The organism is Asticcacaulis sp. P2_C5 (genome assembly GCF_056404555.1).
Genome location: NZ_JBFUDU010000014.1, coordinates 1 through 21,949, shown reverse-complemented (window position 1 = coordinate 21,949; position 21,949 = coordinate 1). Strand labels below are relative to the sequence as shown.

Here is a 21,949-nt window from a genome sequence, read left to right as displayed (position 1 = left end):
TGTCAGAAGCTGCGGATCTGCGTAAACAGGCCCGCCTAAGCTTTTGAAAACATGCATGATGCAAACAACGGTTATGGCCGTATGCACATGTTCTCGGGGGCTTACATGACCTTAGATTATCTGCCGTTGGCAGCGTCCGGTTTGGGCGTGCTGGCGCTTGTCCTGTTGCTGGCTGTGTCCGGCATGATCCGCTATGTCGGCAACAACCACGCCGCCATTGTCGAAAAACTGTGGAGCGGACGCGGCTCCATCACCGGCGGCCTGATCGCGCTGAAGGGCGAGGCCGGTTTCCAGCCGACCGTCCTGCGCGGCGGCTTCCATTTCTTCGTTCCGTTTCAATACAAGCTGCATGTCCAGCCGCTGGTTACCATTCCTCAGGGCCAGGTCGGCTATGTCTTCGCCCGTGACGGCACAGCGTTAAAACCCATCCAGACCCTGGCCACGAACATCAATGCGTCGGATTTCGAAGACGCGCGCGGCTTCCTGCAGGCTGGCGGTCAAAAGGGCCCGCAACGCAAGATCCTGCGCGAAGGCACCTATGCCATCAACCTGGCGCAGTTCGTTATCCTTACCTCGGACCGCATCTATGGCGTCAAGCTGGAAGCGTCCGACGCAGGCCTGTTCGAAGAAATGAGCAAGGTCATCCTGCAGCGTTCAGGCTTTGATGCCGTCGTGATCAAGGATGGCGAGGACTCCATTGGGGTCGTGACCGTCCATGACGGCCCTTCCCTGCCCGCCGACCAGATTATCGCGCCTACCGTCGGCAAGGATCAGTCGGATACGAAGACGTTTCACAACAACTTCCAGGACCCGGAAGCGTTTCTGGCGGCCGGCGGCCTGAGAGGCCGTCAGTTGCAGGTCCTGGTCGAAGGCAGCTATTTCATCAATCGTTTATTCGCCACCGTCGAGAAGGTACCGAAAACCATTATCGAGGTTGGTCATGTTGGCGTCGTTGTGTCCTATACCGGTGAGATCGGCGTCGACACATCCGGCGCCGAATACCGCCACGGCGAACTGGTGGCACGCGGCACCCGTGGCGTGTGGAGTGAACCTTTGCTGCCCGGCAAATACGCCTTCAACCCTTATGCCGGTAAAATCCTGATGGTGCCGACGACCAACTTCATCCTGAAGTGGGACCAGTCGAATGTCGGGCCGCACAAGTTCGATGAAAACCTGTCGGAAGTGTCGCTGATCACCAAGGACGCCTTCGAGCCCATCCTGCCGCTATCGGTCGTCGTCCATATTGATTATCGCAAGGCGCCGTTGGTCGTGCAGAGGTTCGGCGATATCAAGAAATTGGTCGAACAGACCCTCGATCCCATGGTCTCGGCCTATTTCAAGAATATCGCCCAGACGCGAACCCTGATCCAGCTGCTGCAGCAACGCAGTGAAATCCAGATGGCGTCGGCGGTCGAGATGAAGGACAAGTTCGCCACCTATTCTCTGGAACTGCAGGAGGTGCTGATCGGGACACCGCGCGCCGCCGCCGGCAACGACCAGATCGAGCAGATCCTGAATCAGTTGCGACAACGCCAGCTGGCCGACGAAAAGGTCGGGACCTATGAGCGCCAGGTTATAGCCGCCCAGAAGGAACGGGGATTGCGTGAAGCCGAGGCTGAGGCCAAACAGCAAACGGCCATCACCGAGTCGGCCCTGTCGATCCAGGTGCAGGAAAACGCCGGCCGCGCTAACCTGGCCCGCTCACAGCAGGAAGCCAATCAGACGCGTACCCTGGCCCAGGCCGAGGCCGACCGGACGCAATTGCTGGGCGAAGGCGAAGCCAAGAAGATCATTGCCCTGGCCAGCGCCGAAGCCGAACGGGTGACCAAGGTCGGCCTGGCCCAGGCTGAGGCGATTGCCAAACAGGCCGAAGCGTCGGGCGGTGCCCAGTATCAGCTGGCACGCCAGATCGCCGACCGCTTTGCCGAGGCGCTGGAAAAGTCTGGCGTCGATATCGTCCCGAAGATCTCGTTAGGCGGTCAGGGTTCGGATAGCGGCGGCAATGGCCCGATCCAGGCGCTGATGGCGCTGATCCTGGCCGACAAGACCGGCCTTGGCGGAGTGTTTGCCAAGCCGGTTGAGACGGAAAAGGCTGAGTAAGAAAACGCGACGCCTCCGGACTTTGTTCAGAGGCGTCAATTTTGCGGCTTCGAACGAGTCTTTGATCCACAGATTACACAGATTACACAGATTATAATCAGTTACCGGCCGAGCCCTGCCGCAATCTCAAATACTTATGCGCGCCATGCGCGCGATTTTATGAGATGTTGCACAAACCTATACGGTCTAGGTTAGAAAAAATCTGTGTAATCTGTGGATAAAACCCTTCTACCGCTCAAGATACACTGATGCAGAGTCTAGCTCTTGCTCAAACTGAAACAGACAGCCGTCCCACCCAGCGGAGATGGTTCCAGCCAGATCTGGCCGCCCTGCTGCAACACGATCTTGCGCGCCAGGGTCAGGCCCATGCCCACGCCGGGATAGGCGTCGTCCGTATGCAGCTTGCGCAAGGGCCGGAAGACGTCGTCATAGAACATCGGATCGATCCCGATACCATTGTCCTCAACGGCAAAATCCCAGCGGTTGGGACATTCCGTAACCGAGACGCGGATATCCGGCGCAATACCGTATTTGCGGAACTTGATGGCGTTGTCGAGAACCGACAGAAACAGGGTGTACATGCGCGCCGGATCGGCCATGACGGTCGGCATGGGGGGATAGACCAATTGGCCGCCGGTGGCGTCGAGCTTGGCCTGCAACTCCATGTGGCACCGCGCCAGGATAATTTCGAGATCGACCTTTTCCGGAGCGCGCGCCACGGTATTGAGCCGCGAATAGGCCAGCAGTCCCTGAATCATGTCATTCAGTTTCTGGCCGCTTTCGATGATCAGTTCGAGATGCAGTCGATCCTCTTCGCTGGGCGCCGTGTTGACCCGCTCGGTCAACAGTTGCGAAAAGCCGACGACCGACCTGACAGGGCCTGCCAGATCGTGGGACACGATATAGGCGAAATCCTTGAACTCCTCGGCGATGTCAATCTGGACCGGCGCCTGTATTTCTCGGCATCCTTGCATCGACCTGTCTCCGTCTTCCATGTCGCCCTCCGATTCTGTTTTGCTCACTGGAGGTACCTACGCCTCGCCCTCGGCCAGGGTGGCCAGGACGAAAAAGAACTGTTCCATCAAGGCAATCGCCTCGCGGTACTTGGCAATATCGATCGGCTTGAGCACATAGGCAGACGCGTGCAGCCGGTAGCTATTCATGACATTCTGGCCGTCGCCGGAGTTGGACATGACGATCACCGGAATGTGCCGTGTCCGCTCCTCGCGCTTGATCGCCGCCAGAACATCAAGACCGCTCATCTGGGGCAACTGCAGGTCAAGAAGAACCAGATCCGGCAACCGCTTGCCGGCGTGTTCCCCGCTACCCTGCAAAATTGCCAATGCGATTTCACCGGTCTGGGCGACGGTCAGGTTGGTGGCGAAACTGGCCTCACGCAACGCATGGCGCGCCAGCAGGGCATCGCCACGATTATCATCGATCAACAGAATTTCCGCTGGTCGGCCGGTGTCGATAAGACGTTTCGTCATCTCTGACCCTTTTGTCTGTAATCCCGGAATTGCCCGGAATCGCAGCGACTTGTAGTTGAGGGCAGCCTAGTCCCGGATCAACGTCCGGTAAACTACGGTCACCCACATTTTACCGATTGTATCAAACCGCTGTCCGTATCGAATACGATGGTCTGGCGGTCCGCCGCATAGTCCATGGTGATGACGCAGGTCGAACAGACCACGCGCCGCTTGCCCGGATTGAGCGGCACCGGAATGTCCGTGCGCGGTTTGCCGACGAGATACTGCAATTGTGCGGCGCCACACTGGTCGTTGGTGGTCGGCCTGGCCTGTGAAGCACCGGGCGCAGGCTGCGCGGGCTGGACAGACGGGTTGGAAGGCACAGGTGTCTGATAAACCGGCGGCCGTGGCGTCGGGATGGGCTGGTCGTCATCAGGCGTCGATGAACAGGCGCTGAGGCCTGCCAGGAGGCCTATGGCGACAAAGGCTGTAACCGATCTTGTCTTCACTGCACCTTCTCCCAGCGCCCGCGCTCATTCTGCTTCCAGTAGGCCAGGTCACCGCCTTGCGCTTTCAGGCGTTTCCATTGTGTCCGGGCCCAGCCGAGATGATCCTGGTCGCCACCGTCAAAAACAACTAGACAGCGCTCCAGGCCGCTAATATCGGGTAAATCAACAGGGCTAACCGACAGATAAACCTGACATTTGTTACCCATATTGCCGGACGCGCCCAGCAGAATGGGTTGATGTCCGTCCAGATCGTCCCCTTCGCGGCCATGGGCCAGAAAGGAATCGGCCCGGTAGGACCACAGATGGTCATTCAACGCTGAAATCTTGTCATCGTCATGGCCGTGGACATAGGCCCGCCAGCCTTTCTGCACGATCTTTTCCAGCAGGTCCGGCAGGGCCTGTTCGACGGAGGTGGTTTCGAGATGGTAGAACCAGATTTCGGGCATGATGTACGCAAGAGTGAAGTTATCCGCAGATTACACAGATTGCGCAGATGTCTTAAAGGCGCTTCGCGCCGAAAGCCCTCTCCTTCCGTTCATATAATCGTGAAGTTAAGGAACTGAAAAATCTGCGTAATCTGCGCAATCTGCGGATAATATCCTACGCTTCGTAAAACTTCGCGACCAGGGCGTCGAGCGTGCGCACGCCGAAACCCGTGGCGCCTTCGGGGACGGTCGGTATGCGTTGTTCGTTGGTCCAGGCGGTCGGTGCGATATCCATATGGGCCCACGGAACGCCATTGACGAAGCGTTGCAGGAACAGGGCCGCCGTGATCGAACCCGCCGGACGGCCGCCGATGTTGCGGATGTCGGCGATCTTCGAATCGATCTGCTTTTCATACTGCGCCGGCAGTGGCATGCGCCACGTATTTTCCGACACCGATTTCGAAGCCTCGCCGATACGTTCGGCCAATTCATCGTTGTTGCTGAAAACGCCGGCGTAATCCATGCCGAGCGCGATGATCATGGCGCCGGTCAGGGTGGCCAAGTCTATCATGAACTGTGGCTTGAAACGATCCTGGCAGTACCAGAGGGCGTCCGCCAGAACGAGACGGCCTTCGGCGTCGGTATTGATAACCTCGATCGTCGTGCCGGACATCGCCCTGACAACGTCGCCCGGGCGCTGGGCATTGCCGTCCGGCATGTTTTCGACCAGGCCGATAATGCCTATGGCATTGACCTTCGCCTTGCGGCCTGCCAGGGCCATCATGGTGCCGACAACGGCTGCCGATCCGCCCATGTCCCACTTCATGTCTTCCATGCCCTCGGCGGGCTTGATCGAAATGCCGCCGGTATCGAAGGTCACGCCCTTGCCGACAAAGGCCACCGGGGCGGCCTTGACGTCGGCGGCGCCGGTCCATTGCATGACGACCAGCTTCGATTCGCGCGACGACCCCAGGCCAACACCCAGCAGCGAATGCATGCCGAGCTTCTCCATCTCGGCAATACCCAGAACCTCGACCTTCAGGCCCAGGCCTTCCAGGCCCTTCACGCGATCGGCATAGGATTGGGGATAGAGGACATTGGCCGGTTCCGAAACCAGGTCGCGGGCGAACAGTATGCCGTCGCGCAGGGCCGCCAGAGGTGCAAACGCTGCTTCGGCCGAGGCGACATCGTCGCAAACCACGGTGATGGACTTAAGCGTCGGCGCCTTTTCCTGCTTGGCCGGGCCGAAATATTTGTCGAAGCGGTAGGACGCCAGATGCAGGGCCAGTGTGGCGTGGGCGACGAGGTCCGCGTCATAGCCCGTCACGTCCAGACTGAGCGACTCAAACCCTGCGGCCTTGACCGCGTGGTAGAGACTGGCGGCGACCGTTTCCATGGCAGCCGCGTCCAGCTTGGCCAGATCACCCGCGCCGACAACGGCTACAAGGCCGTCCGCGGTCGCCACCAACTGCGCCTTGCCGCGTGCCGCCTTGTAGCCTGTGGCCGCAAGCGCCGCGGCCACCGCTTCGCGACGCGCCGAATCAAGCGCGGCAAAGCCCGGACTTTGGGCATCGTTTTCACCCAGTATATAGGCGAGCGCGGATTGGGCCGCGGGGGCGGCGCTGAGCTGAATGGCCATGAATAACTCCGAGAGATGCGGCATATTTTGCAACGCTCTTAAACCTTTTCGGACGCCAGACTGAAGCCATTTTTTGGAAAAACCAAATCCTTTTGGAGGAAAAACCAAACCTTCGTTGGGAAAATATTGTGCGCTGCCCGCGAAGTGCCGAATACAACCTTGTAATTAACGCCGTAAGCGGTCAAAAGGAAATCACCCAAGGCCGAGGTGAATCTGGACTGCATGCGGACGCTGGATCGTTATATTTTTCGTCAGTTGATCGTGCCGATCGCCGGTGCGGTTGCCGCGCTTACGGCCATCGCCCTGATCAGCCAGTCGCTGACGCAGTTCGATCTGGTCGTCGAGCGCGGGCAAAGTGCGTGGACCTTTATCAAGGTGACGCTGCTGTCCATGCCGTTGCTGACCGGCCTGATCTTCCCCATCGGCCTGTTCGTCGGTTCGCTGGTCGCGCTGACGCGCCTGCAGGGCGAGCATGAATTCACCGCGGCGTTTGCCAGCGGCGTACCGCTGATGCAGGCCGCCTCGCCTATTATCCGCATCTCCGTCTATCTGACCCTGATCAGCCTGGCATCGAACCTGTATCTACAGCCCATGGCAGCGCGCGAGATGCGCAGCGAGCTGTTTCATATCAAGAATGACCTGATCTCGACCATGGTCAAGGAAGGCGATTTCTCGACCTCGCCGTCGGGCCTGACCATCTACGTCCAGCGTGTCGACCAGAACGGCTTGCTGCGCCAGATCTATATCCGCGCACCGTCACTGGTCGGCGGCCAGGATCGCACCTATGCCGCCAAGGAAGGTAAGATCCATACGGTGGACGGCGCTTCGATCCTGATCATGCGTAACGGCTCGACCCAGCAGATTTCGGCCAGCGGCGTGCTGGATCACACGACCTTCGATGAATACAGCATGGATATTTCGCCCTTCTTTTCCAGCGAGGACTATATGCAGTTGAAGGAAGGCGACCGCTATATGCACGAGTTGTTCTTCCCCAACCGCGCTCTTCCCGGGTCGGGCGGAAATTACGAGCGGATGAACGGCCTCAAGCTGATCGCCGAAGCCCATGCGCGCCTGGCAGGGCCGCTGTACAATATCGCCTTTGCCCTGCTCGCCATCGTCGCCATATTGGGCGGCCGGTTCAGCCGCAACGGCTATGTGGCCCGTATTGCCGTGGCCGCCGGCGCGGCTTTGATGATCCGCATGCTGGGCGTTGTCATGCAGTCCGTGGCCAATGAGGCCGTCATACTCAACATCCTGCAATATCTGTTGCCGATGATACCGATAATTGTTTGCCTCAACATGATCCGCAAACGCGACCGCAGCACGGTCTTCGAGATTTCCGGCCGGCGCGCCATGCGCAGTTCGATGAGCGACTTCGGTTCACCCCGCGCCCGGAGGCAGGCATGAACCGCGCTGGCATCCTGCATAACCTGAACTATCTGAACCCCTGGCGGCGCAGCCGGCTGGAAAGCTATATCCTGCAAACCTGTATCACCACGTTCGCGGCCGCTTTGCTGATCGTGGTCGCCCTGATCCTGCTGATCAACTATGTCGAGATTTCGCGCCAGGTCGGTGCACGCGCAGATTTGTCGGGTATTCAAATCCTCCTGCTGCTGATCCAGCGTTCGCCCAGCGCCGTCCTGATCTTGTTGCCGTTCGCATTTCTGTTCGGTTCGCTATTTGCCTTCGTCAATCTGAACCGGCGCAGTGAACTGATCGCCATGCGGGCTGCCGGTGTTTCGGCCTGGCGTTTTGTGTTGCCGGCAACGCTTCTGGCCTTTGCCTTCGGCGTCGCCACCATCATGGTGCTCAATCCCCTGGCGTCGCATCTGCAGGACAATTATGAGAAAACCGTGCAGAACCTGGGCGACCAGAACAAGGTGGATACGTCGAAGGTTGTCTACCTGCGTCAGGGCAAGGGTGGTCAACAGGTGGTGATCCGCGCCGACCGTCAGGACAACATGCGCATCGGGCATTTGTTCAACGTCACCTTCTGGGTCTACGATATCGACAAGAAGGACGTTCCGCAGTTTCGCGAGCGCGATGACGCCAAAGAAGCCGTGTTGGGGCCCGGCGGCTGGATGTTGACCGACGCCCACGTCTATACGCTCGACAAGCCAGAACAGTTTTACAACACGCTCAATCTCGACTCGAACCTGGATCCGCAAAAGGCATTCAAGAAATATGCCTCGACCCAGTCCGTACCCTTCTGGCGTCTGCCGGGCCTGATCCGGCAAAACCATATCTCGGGTTTTTCAACCACCACCTATGAGCTGAAGCTGCACCAGCTGTTGTCAACGCCCCTGATGTTTGCCGCCATGACGGCGCTCGGGGCGGTCTTCTCGCTGCGCCTGTTGCGCCTGGGCGGCATGACGGGCTTGGTTGTTTCGGGCATTAGCCTTGGTTTTGTCATTTTCTTCGTCAATCAGTTGTTCGCATCGATGGGCAAGGCCGATGTCATCCCGGCCAGCCTGGCGGGATGGTCGCCTGCGGTCCTCGCCATGCTGGCGGCCATGACATTGCTGGTCTATACCGAAGATGGTTAGGACGATGATCTGTGCGCGGGGGCCGCTAAAAAGGGAATATCTGAAGCGGAGATTATCCTTTTCCGCTGAAATTTTGTGGTATCACAAGAGTCGGGATTCTAACTGTAGGCCATGATGAAGCATTACTCTCTCAAGCTGGGTGTGGGACTGATGTCCCTCATGGCCATCGGCGGCAGTGGTGCAGCTCAGGCCCAGGCGTCGGCTGCCGCGGGCAGCGCCGAAGGCATGACGGGCACGCAACTGTCCTTCGAACTGGCTATGGCGCAGTTTGCCGCCAACCAGGCCGCCGCAAGCCAGGCAGCTTCCACGCCTGCCCCCAAACGCGCCAGCACGACCTTGGGCAGCGATGTGGTCGGGCCGGACGGCCTAGTCGACGGCGGCGCCTATATCGAAGCCGACCAGATCGAGCACACCAAGGACGACCTGATCATCGCCTATGGCAGCGTCGAGATGCGCCACAAAGGCAAGATCATCCGCGCCGACACGGTGAGCTACAACGCCAATAGCGGCGTCACAGTGGCCAGCGGCCACACCCAAACGATCAATGAGGACGGCAGCGTCCAGTTCGCCGATTACATTTCCTACGACGACAATATGCAGTCGGGCGTCAGCGACAATCTGGCGTCGCTTGGCAAGGACAATTCCAAGGTCTTTGCCCGCCGTGTCGAGGCCCTCAATCCCGACACCAACCGGCTGACCGACGTCATCTACACCCCCTGCCAGCTCTGCGTGAAGAAGGGCGAGACCCAGGAGCCGTCCTGGTCGATCCAGGCCAGCGAGATCACGCAGCGCAAAGACAAGAAGATGGTGTACTACAAGAACGCCATGTTCCGCTTGAACGGCGTTCCGGTCTTCTACGCGCCCTATATGTGGACGCCGGACCCGGAACTGGAACGCGCATCGGGTTTCCTCCAGCCCAAGGTCGGCTTCACGCGCAAGCGCGGCTTTTCGTACGAACAACCCTATGTCTGGTCGATTTCGCCCTATCAGCAAATCATCATCAGCCCGCAGTTCAATGCCAGCGTCAATCCGCTGCTGAACCTGGAATATGACCGCCATTTCTACTCCGGTCTGCTGCACGCCCGCTTCGGCTTCACCAACGAAAGCTTTTTCGACAACGACGCCAAGCGCTACGGGCCTTCGGATACGCGCGAATACGTCCTGGCCGACGGCAGCTTCAAGATCAATGAAGACTGGCGCTGGAGCTTCACGGCCCAGCACGTCAAGGACGATGTCGAGGAAAGCCGTATCAATCCCGGCACCGGCAAGCCCTATGGCAGCTATGCCAACTTCTTCGAACGCTACAATATCGAAGACACCTTCCGTGAAGCGAACCAGATTGGCGAGCTGACGGTGGATTCACGCCAGTTGATCAACCAGGTCAATGTGACGCGCCAGACCTCGAACAGCTATTTCGCCATCAACATGGCCAGCTTCCAGAACCTGTTGATCGCCGGCTATGCCGACCCGATCGACACGGCAACCGGCAAGCAGTTGACGGAGGTCGAGCCGTTTGCCGCCGATTCCGGCGTCTATCCGGTCATCGCACCGATGGTCGAGGCCTACTGGTCGCCGAGGTCGCGCATCCTGGGCGGAACCATGACCGTGTCATTCAATGCCATGGCGTTGCAGCACAAACGTTTTCCGACCTTTGCCGAACCGCCCGTCGCCGCCGACGGCAATTCCGGCTTCGACAGCGTACGCGCCAGCGCCGGCGCCAGCTATTACGGCGACATGACCACCAAGGGCGGCATCAAATGGGGACCGTTTGTCGACGTCCGCCACGACTATTACAAGCTGACCGACCTGACGACAGCCGGGCTCGAAGGCAGTTTCTCACGCGATCTGGGCACCGCCGGTCTCAATATCAGCTACCCGCTGGTAAAGAAGTACAACCATTTTACCGCCATCGTCGAGCCGATCGCCCAATTGGCGGTGTCGCCACGCAAGCAAAAGAACCCGCTGCAGCCCAACGAGGACAGCCTGTCGGTCGAGTTCGACGACACCACCCTGTTCGCCGTCAACAAGTCGCCGGGTTTTGACATCTACGAGGCCGGCAGCCGGCTTAATCTGGGCCTGCGGACCCAGTTGACCTTCAATTCCGGACTGAAGGTCGAAGGCTTGGTTGGACGCGTTTTGCGTGACAAACCGGAGACACAGTTCCTGAAAACGGTGACGAGCGGCGGTGTCGACTACACCTACGACCCGTCGGGTCTGGGGCGTCAGAACTCCGACTGGATCGTCAATGCCAATTTCGATACAGCCAAGGGTTTCTACGGCTACACCCGTCTGCGCCTCGACAGCGAGACCATGCATATCAGCCAGGGCGAGTTCGGCCTCAGCGCCAACCGTCCGAATACGGTTGCAACCATTCGCTATATTTTCAATGACGTGCTGCTGTCACCCCAGGTAGAAAACGGAAAGCTCAAGGTTTTCGGCGATAACTATCGCAATGCCCAGGTCTATGCCCGTCACTTCTTCACGCAGAACTGGGGCGTGTCCGCCCGGCTGGATCGTGACCTGGTCAAGGACAGCTGGCGCCGGTCGACGGTCAGCGTCATCTATCGCAACGATTGCATCTGGTACGAGTTGGTATATCAGCGTAACGACTCGAACCTTTACCGGTTGAACGGCAAGCCGTCATCGGCGATACTGTTCCGCCTTAACCTTGCCACATTGGGGTCATCTGGTGCAGAGTTTACAGATGTCCGCTAATCGCCGCACGCGCGCCCATTAAGAATGCATATGCACACCATGTCCTCCACCCTTCGCTCCTTCATGCCCAGGGCGCTCCTTTCTACGGCCGCTGCCGCAGCCCTGATGTGCGCTTGCGCCGTCATGGCGCCCCAGGCCATGGCTCAGGACTTTACCCAGACCCCCGACACCGGTTCGGCGGCCATGGCGTCGGCGCCGGCAATCGACCAGTCGACCGAGGCGCCCCAACTGCCTCAGTTGGGCGAAGGCATGCTGGTGTCGGTCAATAACGACATGATCACCTCCTACGACCTGAAACAGCGTATGCTGCTTTTGATCGTCACCTCAGGTGTGCAGGTGACCCAGGACAATTATCAAGCCTTCCAGCAGCAGGCGATCAACAGCCTGGTCGATGAGCGTCTGCAGAACCAGGAACTTGAGCACTGGAAGGTCAAGGTGTCCGATGCCGAGGTCGACGAGGAAGTCGCCCGCATGGCGCAGCAGAGCAATCTGACAGCCGACCAGTTACTGGGCGAGCTGAAAAAGGCAGGCATCGAGCCGGCAACCCTGCGCGCCCAGATCCGTGCCGAAACCGGCTGGAGCCAGTTGGTTGGCGGCCGCTACCACGCCAATGCCAATGTCGGCAAGGCGCAGGTCGAAGCGACCATGGACAAGGTGATCGCCGACGGTCAGAAGCCACAGTATCTGGTGGCTGAAATCTTCCTGGATGCGGCGACTGCCGGCAGCATGGCCAATGCCCAGAAGGGCGCCCAGCAGCTCTATACGCAGATCGCCCAGGGCGTCGCGCCCTTCCAGGCGGTTGCCCGTCAGTTTTCCAATTCAGCGTCGGCGGCCCAGGGCGGTGATGCCGGCTGGCTGGTGTCCGGCAACATAGACCCGGCGATCGAAGCCGCGCTCCAACGCGTCAAGGCTGGCGAAATGACCGCGCCGATCACAACCAAGGACGGCGTTTACATCTATCTGGTTCGCCAGAAAAGCGATGGCAATGCCGATATGGTCATGCATCTGAAACAGGCAGCCATTACCCTGCCCGCCAATGCATCGGCAGCCGATGTCAGTAATGCCCAGACATCTCTGCTCAACTTCCGCTCCAGGAACCCCACCTGTGAAGCGCTCGACGAAGTGAAGGCCTCATCGTCCATACGTGTGACCGATTTGGGCGAGACCGAATTGTCGACCTTGCTTCCGACCTATGCCGATGCGCTGCGCCCGCTGAAGGACGATCAGTCCAGTCCTGCCCTGCGCAACAGCCAAAGCATGACGGTCGTCTATGTCTGCGAACGGCGTCTGGCCGGTGAAAACGCCCTGACGCGTGAACAGATCGAGAGCCAACTGGTCAATCAGCGCCTGTCGATGCTAGGTAAGCGCTATCTGCGCGAACTGCGCTCGGTTGCGACCATCGAGAACCATTAGAGACGTGCCGGGTCTGGTGATCAGCCTGGGTGATCCCTGCGGGATCGGCCCGGAACTGGTGATCCGTGCCTGGCAGGCTCTCAGAGGTGACCCTGCCCTCGCTTTTTGCGTTATTGGCGATGCCCAGGTCCTGCGCGATCTGGGGGCGGATGTCGCTGTCGTTAGCGACGCGTCGCAGGCCACCGCCATCTTTGCCACCGCACTGCCTGTACTCGACGCGCCGTTGACGGCCCGTCCTGTCGCCGGCGAGCCCGATTCCATACACGCACCCCACATCATCAGCTGGATACGTACCGGGGTCGAACTTTGCCGTGCAGGTGCGGCACGGGGCCTGGTGACGGCGCCAATCGCCAAGTCCGTGCTGTATGGCGCGGGGTTTGCCTTTCCCGGTCACACCGAATATCTGGCGGACCTGTGCCGCGACGCCAACGGGTTTGTGCCGCGCCCGGTGATGATGCTGACCGCCCGCGACCTGCGCGTCGTGCTGGCGACTATTCATATCCCTCTGCGCGATGTTCCCGCCAGCCTGTCGATCGATGGCCTGGCCGAAATCGCCCATATCACTCATACGGCGCTAAAGCAGGATTTCGCAGTGGCGCAACCCCGGCTGGTCATGGCCGGTCTTAACCCGCACGCAGGCGAGGATGGCAGCATCGGCCGCGAAGAAATCGACACCTTGAGTCCAGCCATTACCCGCTTGCAAAATGAAAGCGTAAGCATCCAAGGCCCTATCCCGGCCGACAGCCTGTTCCACGACGACGCCAGGGTGACCTATGACGCGGCCCTGTGCATGTATCACGACCAGGGACTGATCCCGCTCAAGACGCTCGACTTCTGGGGCGGGGTGAATATTACCCTGGGCTTGCCGATTGTACGCACCTCACCTGACCATGGCACCGGCTTCGATATCGCAGGACGTGGCATGGCGCGCCCGGACAGCCTGATCGCCGCCATACGCACGGCCGACCAGCTCAGCCGTAACCGTCAGGCCTACCAAGCGGCCGCCGCATGAGCGACCTGCCCACCCTGCGTGAAAGCCTCGAGCAGCATGGCCTGATGGCCAAAAAATCGTTCGGACAGCACTTCCTGCTCGACCTCAACATCACGCGCAAGATTGTCCGGCTAGGTGGCCCATTTAGTGGCGACACCGTGATTGAGGTCGGCCCGGGCCCCGGCGGGCTGACCCGCGCCCTGCTCGAGTCAGAAGCCGCCAGGGTTATCGCCATCGAAATGGACGCGAGATTTCTGGATTTGCTGAATGAGCTGCAGCTGCCGTACGGCGAGCGGTTTGAAGTGATACAGGGTGACGCACTCAAGGCCGACGAAGCCGCCTTGCTGGCGCAACGACATCTGCCGACGGGGGCGCATATCGTGTCCAACCTGCCCTATAATGTCGGCACGCCCCTGCTGATCAAATGGCTGACCGGACCGTGGATGCCACTGTCCATGACGCTGATGTTTCAGCTCGAGGTCGCCCTGCGTGTGGTGGCGCCGGTCGGTGACGACGATTATGGCCGGCTCAGCGTCATTGCCCAGATCGTCTGCGACTGTGAGAAGCTGATGGACCTGCCCGCTCGCGCTTTTACGCCGCCGCCACGGGTCGACAGCGCCGTGGTGAAACTTCGTCCGAAAGCCGATCGCCCCGACGCTGCGACCATCCGGACTCTCGAAAAAGTGACCCAGGCAGCATTTGGCCAGCGCCGCAAGATGCTGCGTTCGTCGTTGAAGTCGCTCGGCGGCGAAACCTTGCTGGACAAGGCGGGTATTGAACCGACCCTGCGCGCGGAACAGGTGGGTCCGGACGGTTTCCTGCGCCTTGCGCGTATTCTGACATAGCACCACCCCTGAATTGGGCTGGACAAAGCCTGCCAAGCGGTGGACATTCGCCCCGCCGGGGGCGGTAGCGTGCGCGTAACCATATCTATTTTATACAAAAAATGAGATAGCCGGGAGGCCCGCCGTGTCCAGTAGAACGTCCAATTCCGGTGACGATCCACTGCTGTATCTGCAGTGGTACATAGACCATAGCGCCAATCCGGATGCCGATGTCGACCTCAATGTCCGCCCCGTTTGGGACGGGGGTGGCGGCCGCGGCTACACCGGCGCCGGCGTCCATGTCGGCATATTCGACAGCCGTGTCGATCGCAATCACCCCGATCTCGAAAGCAATTACGACGCCAGCCTGGAACTCGACACGTTGTACTACCAGTCGACCGGAAGCGGTCACGGTACCTCCGTCGCCGGCATTATAGCCGCGGCGCGCAATGGCGTCGGCATGACCGGCATCGCCTACGGCGCCCATATCACCTCCATGCCGGTGCTTTATTCGAACTCGGTGTCCATGCCTGACCTGGGCCGAGCCCTGGCACATGCCCGCGATTTCGATGTTATCAATATGAGTTTCGGCGGCAACGTTCCCTTCGATATCTCCTATTTGCGCAGCTATTTCACGACCTTCAGCCTACTGTACAAGGATGCTGCCGACAATGGCCGGGCCGGATTGGGCACCGTCCTGGTCCAGGCCGCCGGCAATAACCGCATGTTGTTCCTCGACGCCAATCTCAGCAGTTTCCAGGCCCAGCGCTACAACCTGGTCGTCGCTGCCGTCGATTCCCACGGCATGGTGTCGGACTACTCGTCCGAAGGCGCCAATGTCCTGGTCAGCGCTCCGTCCAGCGGCGGCTATTACGGGCCGGGCGTCGCCACGACCGACCAGGTAGGCACCGACGGCTACAACACCGGTATCAATCCCGACTGGGATCCGGTGCCGCTGGAATATACGACGCGCTTTGGCGGCACCTCCGGCGCGGCGCCGATGATCACCGGCACTGTCGCCCTGATGCTGGAAGCCAATCCGGATCTGGGATGGCGCGACGTCCGCGATATCCTGGCGATCACGGCGCGCCATACCGGCTCGGCGATCGATGTCGAGCAGACCTACCTGGAAAAGCACTTTCCGTGGACGATCAACAACGCCGGCAATATCAACGGCGCTGGGCTGCACTTCGACAACAATTACGGTTTCGGCCTGGCCGACGCCCTGGCCGCCGTCAGGCTGGCCGAAAGCTGGACCAAGACCCGAACTTCCGACAACGAGGTGTCACGCCAGGCCAGCGTCAGCGGCGACAGGACCATAGTGGAGCAATATACCGGCCCGTCTCTGGATCTCGACTTTACTATTGAAGCCGGTGTCGTGGCGCAGAACGTCACCCTGTATCTCGACATGACCCACGGCCTCACGCGGAAGCTGACAATCGTGCTGGTCTCGCCATCGGGGACGCAAAGCCTGCTGTTCTCGCGTTATGGCGAACCCCGCGACATCTACGGCACGGGCGGCACAAGATGGACGCCTTGGACCTTCAACACCAACCAGTTCACCGGCGAAAACGCGACCGGCACCTGGCATCTGCTGATCAGCGAATATGTCAGCGATTTCCCGAGTGGCGGCGTGTTTCATTCCGCCACCCTCACCGTCCATGGCGACCCAGTCAGCGACGATACCGACTACATCTACACAAACGAATTCGGCATCCTGTCGGGCATGACGTTCAGCCACACGATCGACGACGTTGTGGGCACGGACACCCTGAACCTGTCGGCGGTGACCTCAGCCTCGGTGATCGACCTGCGCCCCGGCCGCGTCAGCAGGATCAACGGCCAGGCCGTCACTGTCACGGCCGGGACCGTGCTGGAAAACGCCTGGGGCGGCGATGGCGGTGACCGCATCAGCGGCAATACCGTGGCCAACCGACTGGAAGGCATGCGTGGCGACGACCAAATCAACAGCCGCGAAGGCGACGACACGGTCAATGGCGGGGCCGGCAACGATATTCTCAACGGCGGCGCAGGCAATGACCGCATCGACGGCGGCGACGGGATCGACAAGCTCTCCTATATCGACGCCATGGGCGGCGTTGTGATCAATCTCAACCTGGCGCGTCAGGTCACGGCTGGCTCCGGAACAGACTATCTCTACAGCATCGAAAATATCGAGGGCTCCGAGTTTGCCGATCGCCTCGGCGGTACGGGCGGGGCCAACGCCATATGGGGCCGCGGCGGCAACGACTTTGTGCACGGTAATGCCGGCAATGACACGATTCATGGCGGGGATGGCCATGACCGTCTGGAGGGCGATGCCGGTAAAGACCAGCTCAATGGCGACGCCGGCGACGATACCCTGGGGGCGGGCGCGGGCGACGATCTGGTTTTCGGGAACACCGGGGCCGATGCCATGGACGGTGGCGAAGGCAATGACACCGTCAATTACGGTGCCTCGCTGGCAGGCATTACAGTCGATCTGACCGTCTATACAATCGACGGATTGCAGGCCGCCTCGGGCGGCGATGCCGAAGGCGACAAGATTTACGGCTTCGAAAACGTTTTTGGCACCCGGTTTAACGACCTGATTTGGGGTGACAGTGGCGCCAACCGCCTGATCGGCCAGGACGGTGTCGACAATCTGGCTGGCAACGAAGGCCATGACAGCCTGGATGGCGGCGCCGGCAATGACGTGCTGAATGGCGGTGATGGCAATGATACCGTCATCGGCGGCGCCGGTGGCGACCGGATGTTCGGCGGCGAAGGCCTCGACACGCTGAGCTACGCCGCAGCGACTGAAACCGTCGGTGTCAGGTTGATGATCAATCCGGCGACCGGCATGCAAAGTGCTGCCGGCGGAGAGGCACGCGGCGATTTTATCGGCGGCTTTGAAAACGTCATCGGCGGCAACGCCGGCGATGCGCTGCACGGCGATGACGGCGACAACCGTCTGCAGGGCCAGGCCGGCGATGACGTGCTCTACGGCAATGGTGGCCGTGACGGACTGGAAGGCGGCAACGCCAATGACCGGATCTATGGTGGTGACGGTGATGACCGCATTACCGGAGGCGCCGGAGCCGACACGATGAACGGCAATGCGGGCAACGACGTATTTATCTACTCTGCATCGGATGTCGTGACGACCGGTGACGCCGTGGCCATGGCCGACCTTATTCAAGGCTTCCATGTCCGGCTGGACCCGGCGGTCGAGTTGGACCGTATCGATCTGCGTGGAATCGACGCCATTGCCGGCGGTACCGACGACGCCTTCAGCCTTATCGGATCGGCGGCGTTTTCAGCCGCGGGCCAGATCCGGGTGTGGTTTGACGGCGCCAACACCGTGATCGAGGCCAATACCATCGATGACGCCGACGGCTATGTCGAACTTGCAATCATCCTGGCCGGAATGAATGTGGTCAACACGCTGAGCGTGCTCGACTTTGCACTATAGGGAGCACCGCCATGACCAATTCCACTGATGATCCCCTGTTGTACCTGCAATGGTATATCGATCAAGGCGACAATCCCGATGTCGACATCGATCTCAATGTGCGCCCGGTGTGGGACGGCGGCGGCGGTCGCGGCTATACCGGCGCCGGCGTCCATGTCGGTGTTTTCGACAGCCGCATCGACCGTAACCACCCCGACCTGGAAAGCAATTACGACGCCAGCCTGCAACTGGACGACCTCAACTACGGCTATTCGAGCAGCGGTCACGGTACGGCGGTCGCCGGAATCATCGCCGCCGCGCGCAATGGCGTCGGCATGACCGGCATCGCCTATGGCGCCTCCCTGACCTCGATGCCGATCATCTTTTCGAGTTCGGTCTCGCTGACCGACTACGCCAAAGCCATCCAGCACGCGCGCGATTTCGACGTCATCAATATGAGCTTCGGCGGCGTCATCCCGTTCGATGTCTACGATGTGCGCCAGTGGTTCAGTGTGTACGGCCAGTATTATCGTGACGCCGCCGAAAACGGCCGAGGCGGCCTGGGCACGGTCCTGGTGCAGGCGGCCGGCAATAACCGCGATGCCTGGCTGGACGCCAATATGAGCAACTTCCAGAGCCAGCGCTACAACCTGGTCGTCTCGGCGGTTGATTCCCACGGCATGGTCGCCGACTATTCCTCCGAAGGCGCCAATGTCCTGGTCTGTGCCCCGTCGAATGGCCCATTTTACGGGCCGTGGGTCGCCACGACCGACCGGCTGGGGATCGATGGCTACAATGATGGCTACAACAATGTCTGGGACCCGGTCCCCCTGGAATATACGACACGCTTCGGCGGGACATCGGCAGCGGCGCCGATGATCACCGGTATCGTCGCCCTGATGCTGGAGGCCAATCCGGAATTGGGCTGGCGCGACATACGCGATATCCTGGCCATAACGGCGCGCCATGTCGGAAACGCCATCGGCGCGGAAACCGGCTATCTCGAAAAGAAGCTGCCGTGGAACGTCAATCACGACAGCTATATCAACGGCGCGGGCCTGCATTTCAGCAACAATTACGGCTTCGGCCTGGCCGATGCCCTGGCGGCCGTGCGCCTGGCGGAAACCTGGACGCATACGCGCACCTCGGCCAACGAGGTGTCACGCCAGGCCAGCGTCAGCGGCGACCAACCTATTCCGGAAGACGGGTCGTGGCTAGAGTTCACCTTCGATATCTCGGCCGGCGTCACGGCACAAAACATTACGCTCTTTCTCGACCTGACCCACGGCATGGCGCGCAACCTGGAGGTCCACTTGATCTCTCCGTCCGGCACGGACAGTATCATCTACCTGCACCAGGGATCGCCGAGCAACATTTACGGTGGCGGTGGCACGCAGTGGTCACCGTGGACCTTCAACAGCAACCATTTCATGGGTGAGGACGCAACCGGCACCTGGCGGCTGAAAGTCATCGACAATCAGGGCAGCTATTATGACAACGGCGTGTTCCACTCCGCCACCCTGTCGGTCTATGGCGACGCCCCCACCGACGACAACGACTTCATCTACACCAATGAATTCGGCGCCCTGGCCGGGATGACCTTCGGCTACACCCTCACGGATACAAACGGCAACGACACGCTCAATACGTCGGCCGTGACCCTGGGTTCCGTCCTCGACCTGCGCGCCGGCAAGACCAGCACCATCAATGGTCAGACCGTCACCATAACGGCGGGAACGATGATCGAAAACGCGTGGGGCGGCGACGGCGCGGATCGGATCACCGGCAATGCGGTGGCCAATGATCTGGAAGGCCAGCGCGGCAATGACCAGCTCAGCGGCCGCGAGGGTGACGATACACTGAACGGCGGCTCCGGCAACGACGTACTCAACGGCGGCGCCGGCAGTGACCGGATCGATGGCGGTGACGGCACGGATCGTGTTACCTATGCCGATGCTGCGGCCGGCGTCGTGATAGCCCTGGCGATCGCCCGCCAGGACACCGGCGGTTCCGGGATCGACATGCTGTACAGCATCGAAAACCTTGAGGGCTCCAACTTCAACGACCGGCTCGGCGGGACGGACGCCGGCAATGTCTTGTGGGGCCGCAGCGGCGACGACCTGATCCATGGCTATGCCGGTAAGGACACGATCGCGGGCGGCGACGGCAATGACCGGCTGGAAGGCGACGCCGGTGATGACCAGATGACCGCCGACGGTGGCAACGACACGCTCAATGGCGGCGCCGGCAAGGATGTCATCAATGGCCAGGACGGCGATGACGTCGTCAATGGTGGCGAGGGCGACGACACGGTGCTGAGCAGCGCCGGGGCCGACACCCTGGACGGCGATGTGGGGACCGACACTGTGTCCTATGCGGCCTCTTTCGCCGGTGTCACGATCGACCTCAATGTCTATTACTACATGGACACCCAGAAGGCCTCCGGCGGCGATGCGCAGGGCGACTTGCTCTACAACTTCGAGAACGTCACGGGGAGCCAGTTTGCCGATCTCCTGACCGGTGACACAGTGAACAACCGTCTCAGCGCGGGTGACGGCGCAGATGCCCTGATTGGCAATGACGGCAATGACACCCTGGATGGCGGCGCCGGCAACGATGGCATCAACGGTGGTGCAGGCGACGATTTCATCACCGGCGGCGCCGGCTTCGACCACATGTACGGCGGCGACGGCATCGACATGCTGAGCTACGCGGGATCGACCGAGGGTGTGGGCGTGCGCTTGATGATCACGCCTGCGACCGGCTTGCAAAGTGCCGCCGGTGGCGATGCGCGCGGCGACGTGATCAGCGGCTTTGAAAACGTCAGCGGCGGCAGCGCCGGGGATTCGCTTAACGGCGACGACGCCGATAACCGTTTGCTAGGCCAGGCGGGCGCCGACGTGCTCTACGGCTATGGTGGACGCGACTGGCTGGAAGGCGGCGCCGACAATGACCGGATGTACGGCGGCGACGGCGACGACCGTCTGGTCGGGGGCACGGGCAGCGACACGTTGAACGGCGGTATAGGCAATGACACCTTCACCTATTCTGCGTCGGATGTCGTTGCGACGGGCGATGCCAGGGCTGCGGCCGACCAGATTATCGGCTTCCATGTCCGGCTTAATCCGGCGGTTGAACTGGACCGGATCGACCTGCGAGGTGTCGATGCCATCACCGGCGGGGCAGACGATGCCTTTACCTTCGTCGGTTCAGGCGCTTTCACGGCAGCGGGACAGCTCAGGGCGTGGTTCGACGGCACAAACACTGTGATCGAGGCCAATACGGTCAATGACGCCGATGGTCACGTCGAACTGGCGATCATCCTGGCCGGCATGAACGTGGCCGCTACGCTGACGATGTTCGACTTCGCCCTTTGACGTTTACGCCAAGCCGTTTGTGGGCGGCATTCGTAGAAGTGTAATATTTTGAATCTACAGCTGTTTTCAACGCGGAAAGCGCGGAAAAGTCGGAAAGACGCGGAAATAGTAAGTGGGTTGCTCTACTATCGCCCGACGGGCTATCATTTCGGAGAGTTGGTGCAACAAGCGCCAAAAATGCGCTTCGCGCGGACGGATTAGCATCCTGAATTTCGGCGTCTTTCCGACTTTTCCGCGCTTTCCGCGTTGAAAATAGGTATAATACCAACGGCGTTAAACTCTGACCTGTGCATATTCCCTTGTTCCGATTGATCGAATGCGTTCTGGCTGTTCCATGAGAGCCTTCCATGCGTTGCAACAAGCTTCGACAATGGCTTCGTAATTTTCATAGACCCGATTGGCGAGATAGTTCTGTCGTAGATACTGCCAGACATTTTCCTGAGGATTTAGCTCTGGCGAATAGGGTGGCAATTTCATCAGGGTGATATTTTCGGGCACGATAAGTTTG

The 21,949-nt window shown here is 60.2% G+C and carries 15 protein-coding genes; 9 read left to right on the top strand and 6 right to left on the bottom strand.

The features are described from left to right. Nucleotides 1-105: 105 nt before the first annotated feature. Nucleotides 106-2,100: an SPFH domain-containing protein gene (locus AC1DXO_RS21490; RefSeq protein ID WP_476980241.1), complete on the top strand. Its 1,995-nt coding sequence runs from the start codon at nucleotides 106-108 to the stop codon at nucleotides 2,098-2,100. Between the two features lie 257 nt (nucleotides 2,101-2,357). On the opposite strand, the gene AC1DXO_RS21485 is transcribed toward AC1DXO_RS21490, so the two are convergent. The 5 genes from AC1DXO_RS21485 to AC1DXO_RS21465 all read right to left on the bottom strand — a co-directional run bounded on the left by AC1DXO_RS21485 (nucleotide 2,358) and on the right by AC1DXO_RS21465 (nucleotide 6,142). Then, entirely contained in the window at nucleotides 2,358-3,074 is a 717-nt protein-coding gene (locus tag AC1DXO_RS21485) for a sensor histidine kinase (RefSeq protein ID WP_476980240.1), read from the bottom strand. A 57-nt stretch (nucleotides 3,075-3,131) separates the two neighbouring features. Continuing rightward, nucleotides 3,132-3,590: a response regulator gene (locus AC1DXO_RS21480; protein ID WP_476980239.1), complete on the bottom strand. Its 459-nt coding sequence runs from the start codon at nucleotides 3,588-3,590 to the stop codon at nucleotides 3,132-3,134. Nucleotides 3,591-3,688: 98 nt separating this feature from the next. Next, nucleotides 3,689-4,078, bottom strand: a complete 390-nt coding sequence (locus AC1DXO_RS21475) for an I78 family peptidase inhibitor (protein WP_476980238.1) — start codon at nucleotides 4,076-4,078, stop codon at nucleotides 3,689-3,691. Beyond that, nucleotides 4,075-4,524, bottom strand: a complete 450-nt coding sequence (locus tag AC1DXO_RS21470) for a DNA polymerase III subunit chi (RefSeq protein WP_476980237.1) — start codon at nucleotides 4,522-4,524, stop codon at nucleotides 4,075-4,077. The genes AC1DXO_RS21475 and AC1DXO_RS21470 overlap by 4 nt, the downstream gene beginning before the upstream one ends. Nucleotides 4,525-4,678: 154 nt before the next feature. After that, entirely contained in the window at nucleotides 4,679-6,142 is a 1,464-nt protein-coding gene (locus AC1DXO_RS21465) for a leucyl aminopeptidase (protein WP_476980236.1), read from the bottom strand. Between the two features lie 222 nt (nucleotides 6,143-6,364). Between AC1DXO_RS21465 and AC1DXO_RS21460 the strand changes: the two genes are divergently transcribed. The 8 genes from AC1DXO_RS21460 (at nucleotide 6,365) to AC1DXO_RS21425 (ending at nucleotide 21,441) form a co-directional block, all read left to right on the top strand. Further along, the gene (locus tag AC1DXO_RS21460) at nucleotides 6,365-7,549 is read left to right on the top strand and encodes an LptF/LptG family permease (protein WP_476980235.1); all 1,185 of its coding nucleotides are present in this window, start codon (nucleotides 6,365-6,367) and stop codon (nucleotides 7,547-7,549) included. Next, nucleotides 7,546-8,688 carry an LptF/LptG family permease gene (locus tag AC1DXO_RS21455; RefSeq protein WP_476980234.1) on the top strand — a complete coding sequence of 381 codons (1,143 nt, stop codon included), beginning with the start codon at nucleotides 7,546-7,548 and terminating at the stop codon, nucleotides 8,686-8,688. The genes AC1DXO_RS21460 and AC1DXO_RS21455 overlap by 4 nt, the downstream gene beginning before the upstream one ends. Before the next feature lie 111 nt (nucleotides 8,689-8,799). Next, nucleotides 8,800-11,403 (top strand): LPS-assembly protein LptD, encoded by a 2,604-nt coding sequence (locus AC1DXO_RS21450; RefSeq protein ID WP_476980233.1) that lies wholly within the window; start codon nucleotides 8,800-8,802, stop codon nucleotides 11,401-11,403. A gap of 39 nt (nucleotides 11,404-11,442) precedes the next feature. Further along, nucleotides 11,443-12,816 carry a peptidylprolyl isomerase gene (locus AC1DXO_RS21445; protein ID WP_476980232.1) on the top strand — a complete coding sequence of 458 codons (1,374 nt, stop codon included), beginning with the start codon at nucleotides 11,443-11,445 and terminating at the stop codon, nucleotides 12,814-12,816. Nucleotides 12,817-12,820: 4 nt separating this feature from the next. After that, on the top strand, nucleotides 12,821-13,828 hold the full coding sequence (gene pdxA / locus AC1DXO_RS21440) for a 4-hydroxythreonine-4-phosphate dehydrogenase PdxA (protein ID WP_476980231.1): 1,008 nt from the start codon (nucleotides 12,821-12,823) through the stop codon (nucleotides 13,826-13,828). Beyond that, nucleotides 13,825-14,652 (top strand): 16S rRNA (adenine(1518)-N(6)/adenine(1519)-N(6))-dimethyltransferase RsmA, encoded by an 828-nt coding sequence (gene rsmA, locus AC1DXO_RS21435; RefSeq protein WP_476980230.1) that lies wholly within the window; start codon nucleotides 13,825-13,827, stop codon nucleotides 14,650-14,652. Before pdxA ends, rsmA begins: the two co-directional genes overlap by 4 nt. 124 nt (nucleotides 14,653-14,776) lie before the next feature. Beyond that, nucleotides 14,777-18,085 carry a S8 family serine peptidase gene (locus AC1DXO_RS21430; RefSeq protein WP_476980229.1) on the top strand — a complete coding sequence of 1,103 codons (3,309 nt, stop codon included), beginning with the start codon at nucleotides 14,777-14,779 and terminating at the stop codon, nucleotides 18,083-18,085. 11 nt (nucleotides 18,086-18,096) lie between these two features. After that, a complete protein-coding gene (locus AC1DXO_RS21425) occupies nucleotides 18,097-21,441 on the top strand; it encodes a S8 family serine peptidase (RefSeq protein WP_476980228.1) in 3,345 nt (1,114 codons plus the stop codon). A 273-nt stretch (nucleotides 21,442-21,714) separates the two neighbouring features. Here the strand turns inward: AC1DXO_RS21425 and AC1DXO_RS21420 are convergent. Then, a partial coding sequence (locus tag AC1DXO_RS21420; protein ID WP_476977627.1) for a transposase occupies nucleotides 21,715-21,949 on the bottom strand: 235 nt, incomplete at its 5' end.

Coding starts and splice junctions, on each gene's coding strand:
- AC1DXO_RS21490 (WP_476980241.1), top strand. CDS start 106: ATGACCTTAGATTATCTGCCGTTGGCAGCGTCCGGTTTGGGCGTGCTG.
- AC1DXO_RS21485 (WP_476980240.1), bottom strand. CDS start 3,074: ATGCAAGGATGCCGAGAAATACAGGCGCCGGTCCAGATTGACATCGCC.
- AC1DXO_RS21480 (WP_476980239.1), bottom strand. CDS start 3,590: ATGACGAAACGTCTTATCGACACCGGCCGACCAGCGGAAATTCTGTTG.
- AC1DXO_RS21470 (WP_476980237.1), bottom strand. CDS start 4,524: ATGCCCGAAATCTGGTTCTACCATCTCGAAACCACCTCCGTCGAACAG.
- AC1DXO_RS21465 (WP_476980236.1), bottom strand. CDS start 6,142: ATGGCCATTCAGCTCAGCGCCGCCCCCGCGGCCCAATCCGCGCTCGCC.
- AC1DXO_RS21460 (WP_476980235.1), top strand. CDS start 6,365: ATGCGGACGCTGGATCGTTATATTTTTCGTCAGTTGATCGTGCCGATC.
- AC1DXO_RS21455 (WP_476980234.1), top strand. CDS start 7,546: ATGAACCGCGCTGGCATCCTGCATAACCTGAACTATCTGAACCCCTGG.
- AC1DXO_RS21450 (WP_476980233.1), top strand. CDS start 8,800: ATGATGAAGCATTACTCTCTCAAGCTGGGTGTGGGACTGATGTCCCTC.
- AC1DXO_RS21445 (WP_476980232.1), top strand. CDS start 11,443: ATGTCCTCCACCCTTCGCTCCTTCATGCCCAGGGCGCTCCTTTCTACG.
- rsmA (WP_476980230.1), top strand. CDS start 13,825: ATGAGCGACCTGCCCACCCTGCGTGAAAGCCTCGAGCAGCATGGCCTG.
- AC1DXO_RS21425 (WP_476980228.1), top strand. CDS start 18,097: ATGACCAATTCCACTGATGATCCCCTGTTGTACCTGCAATGGTATATC.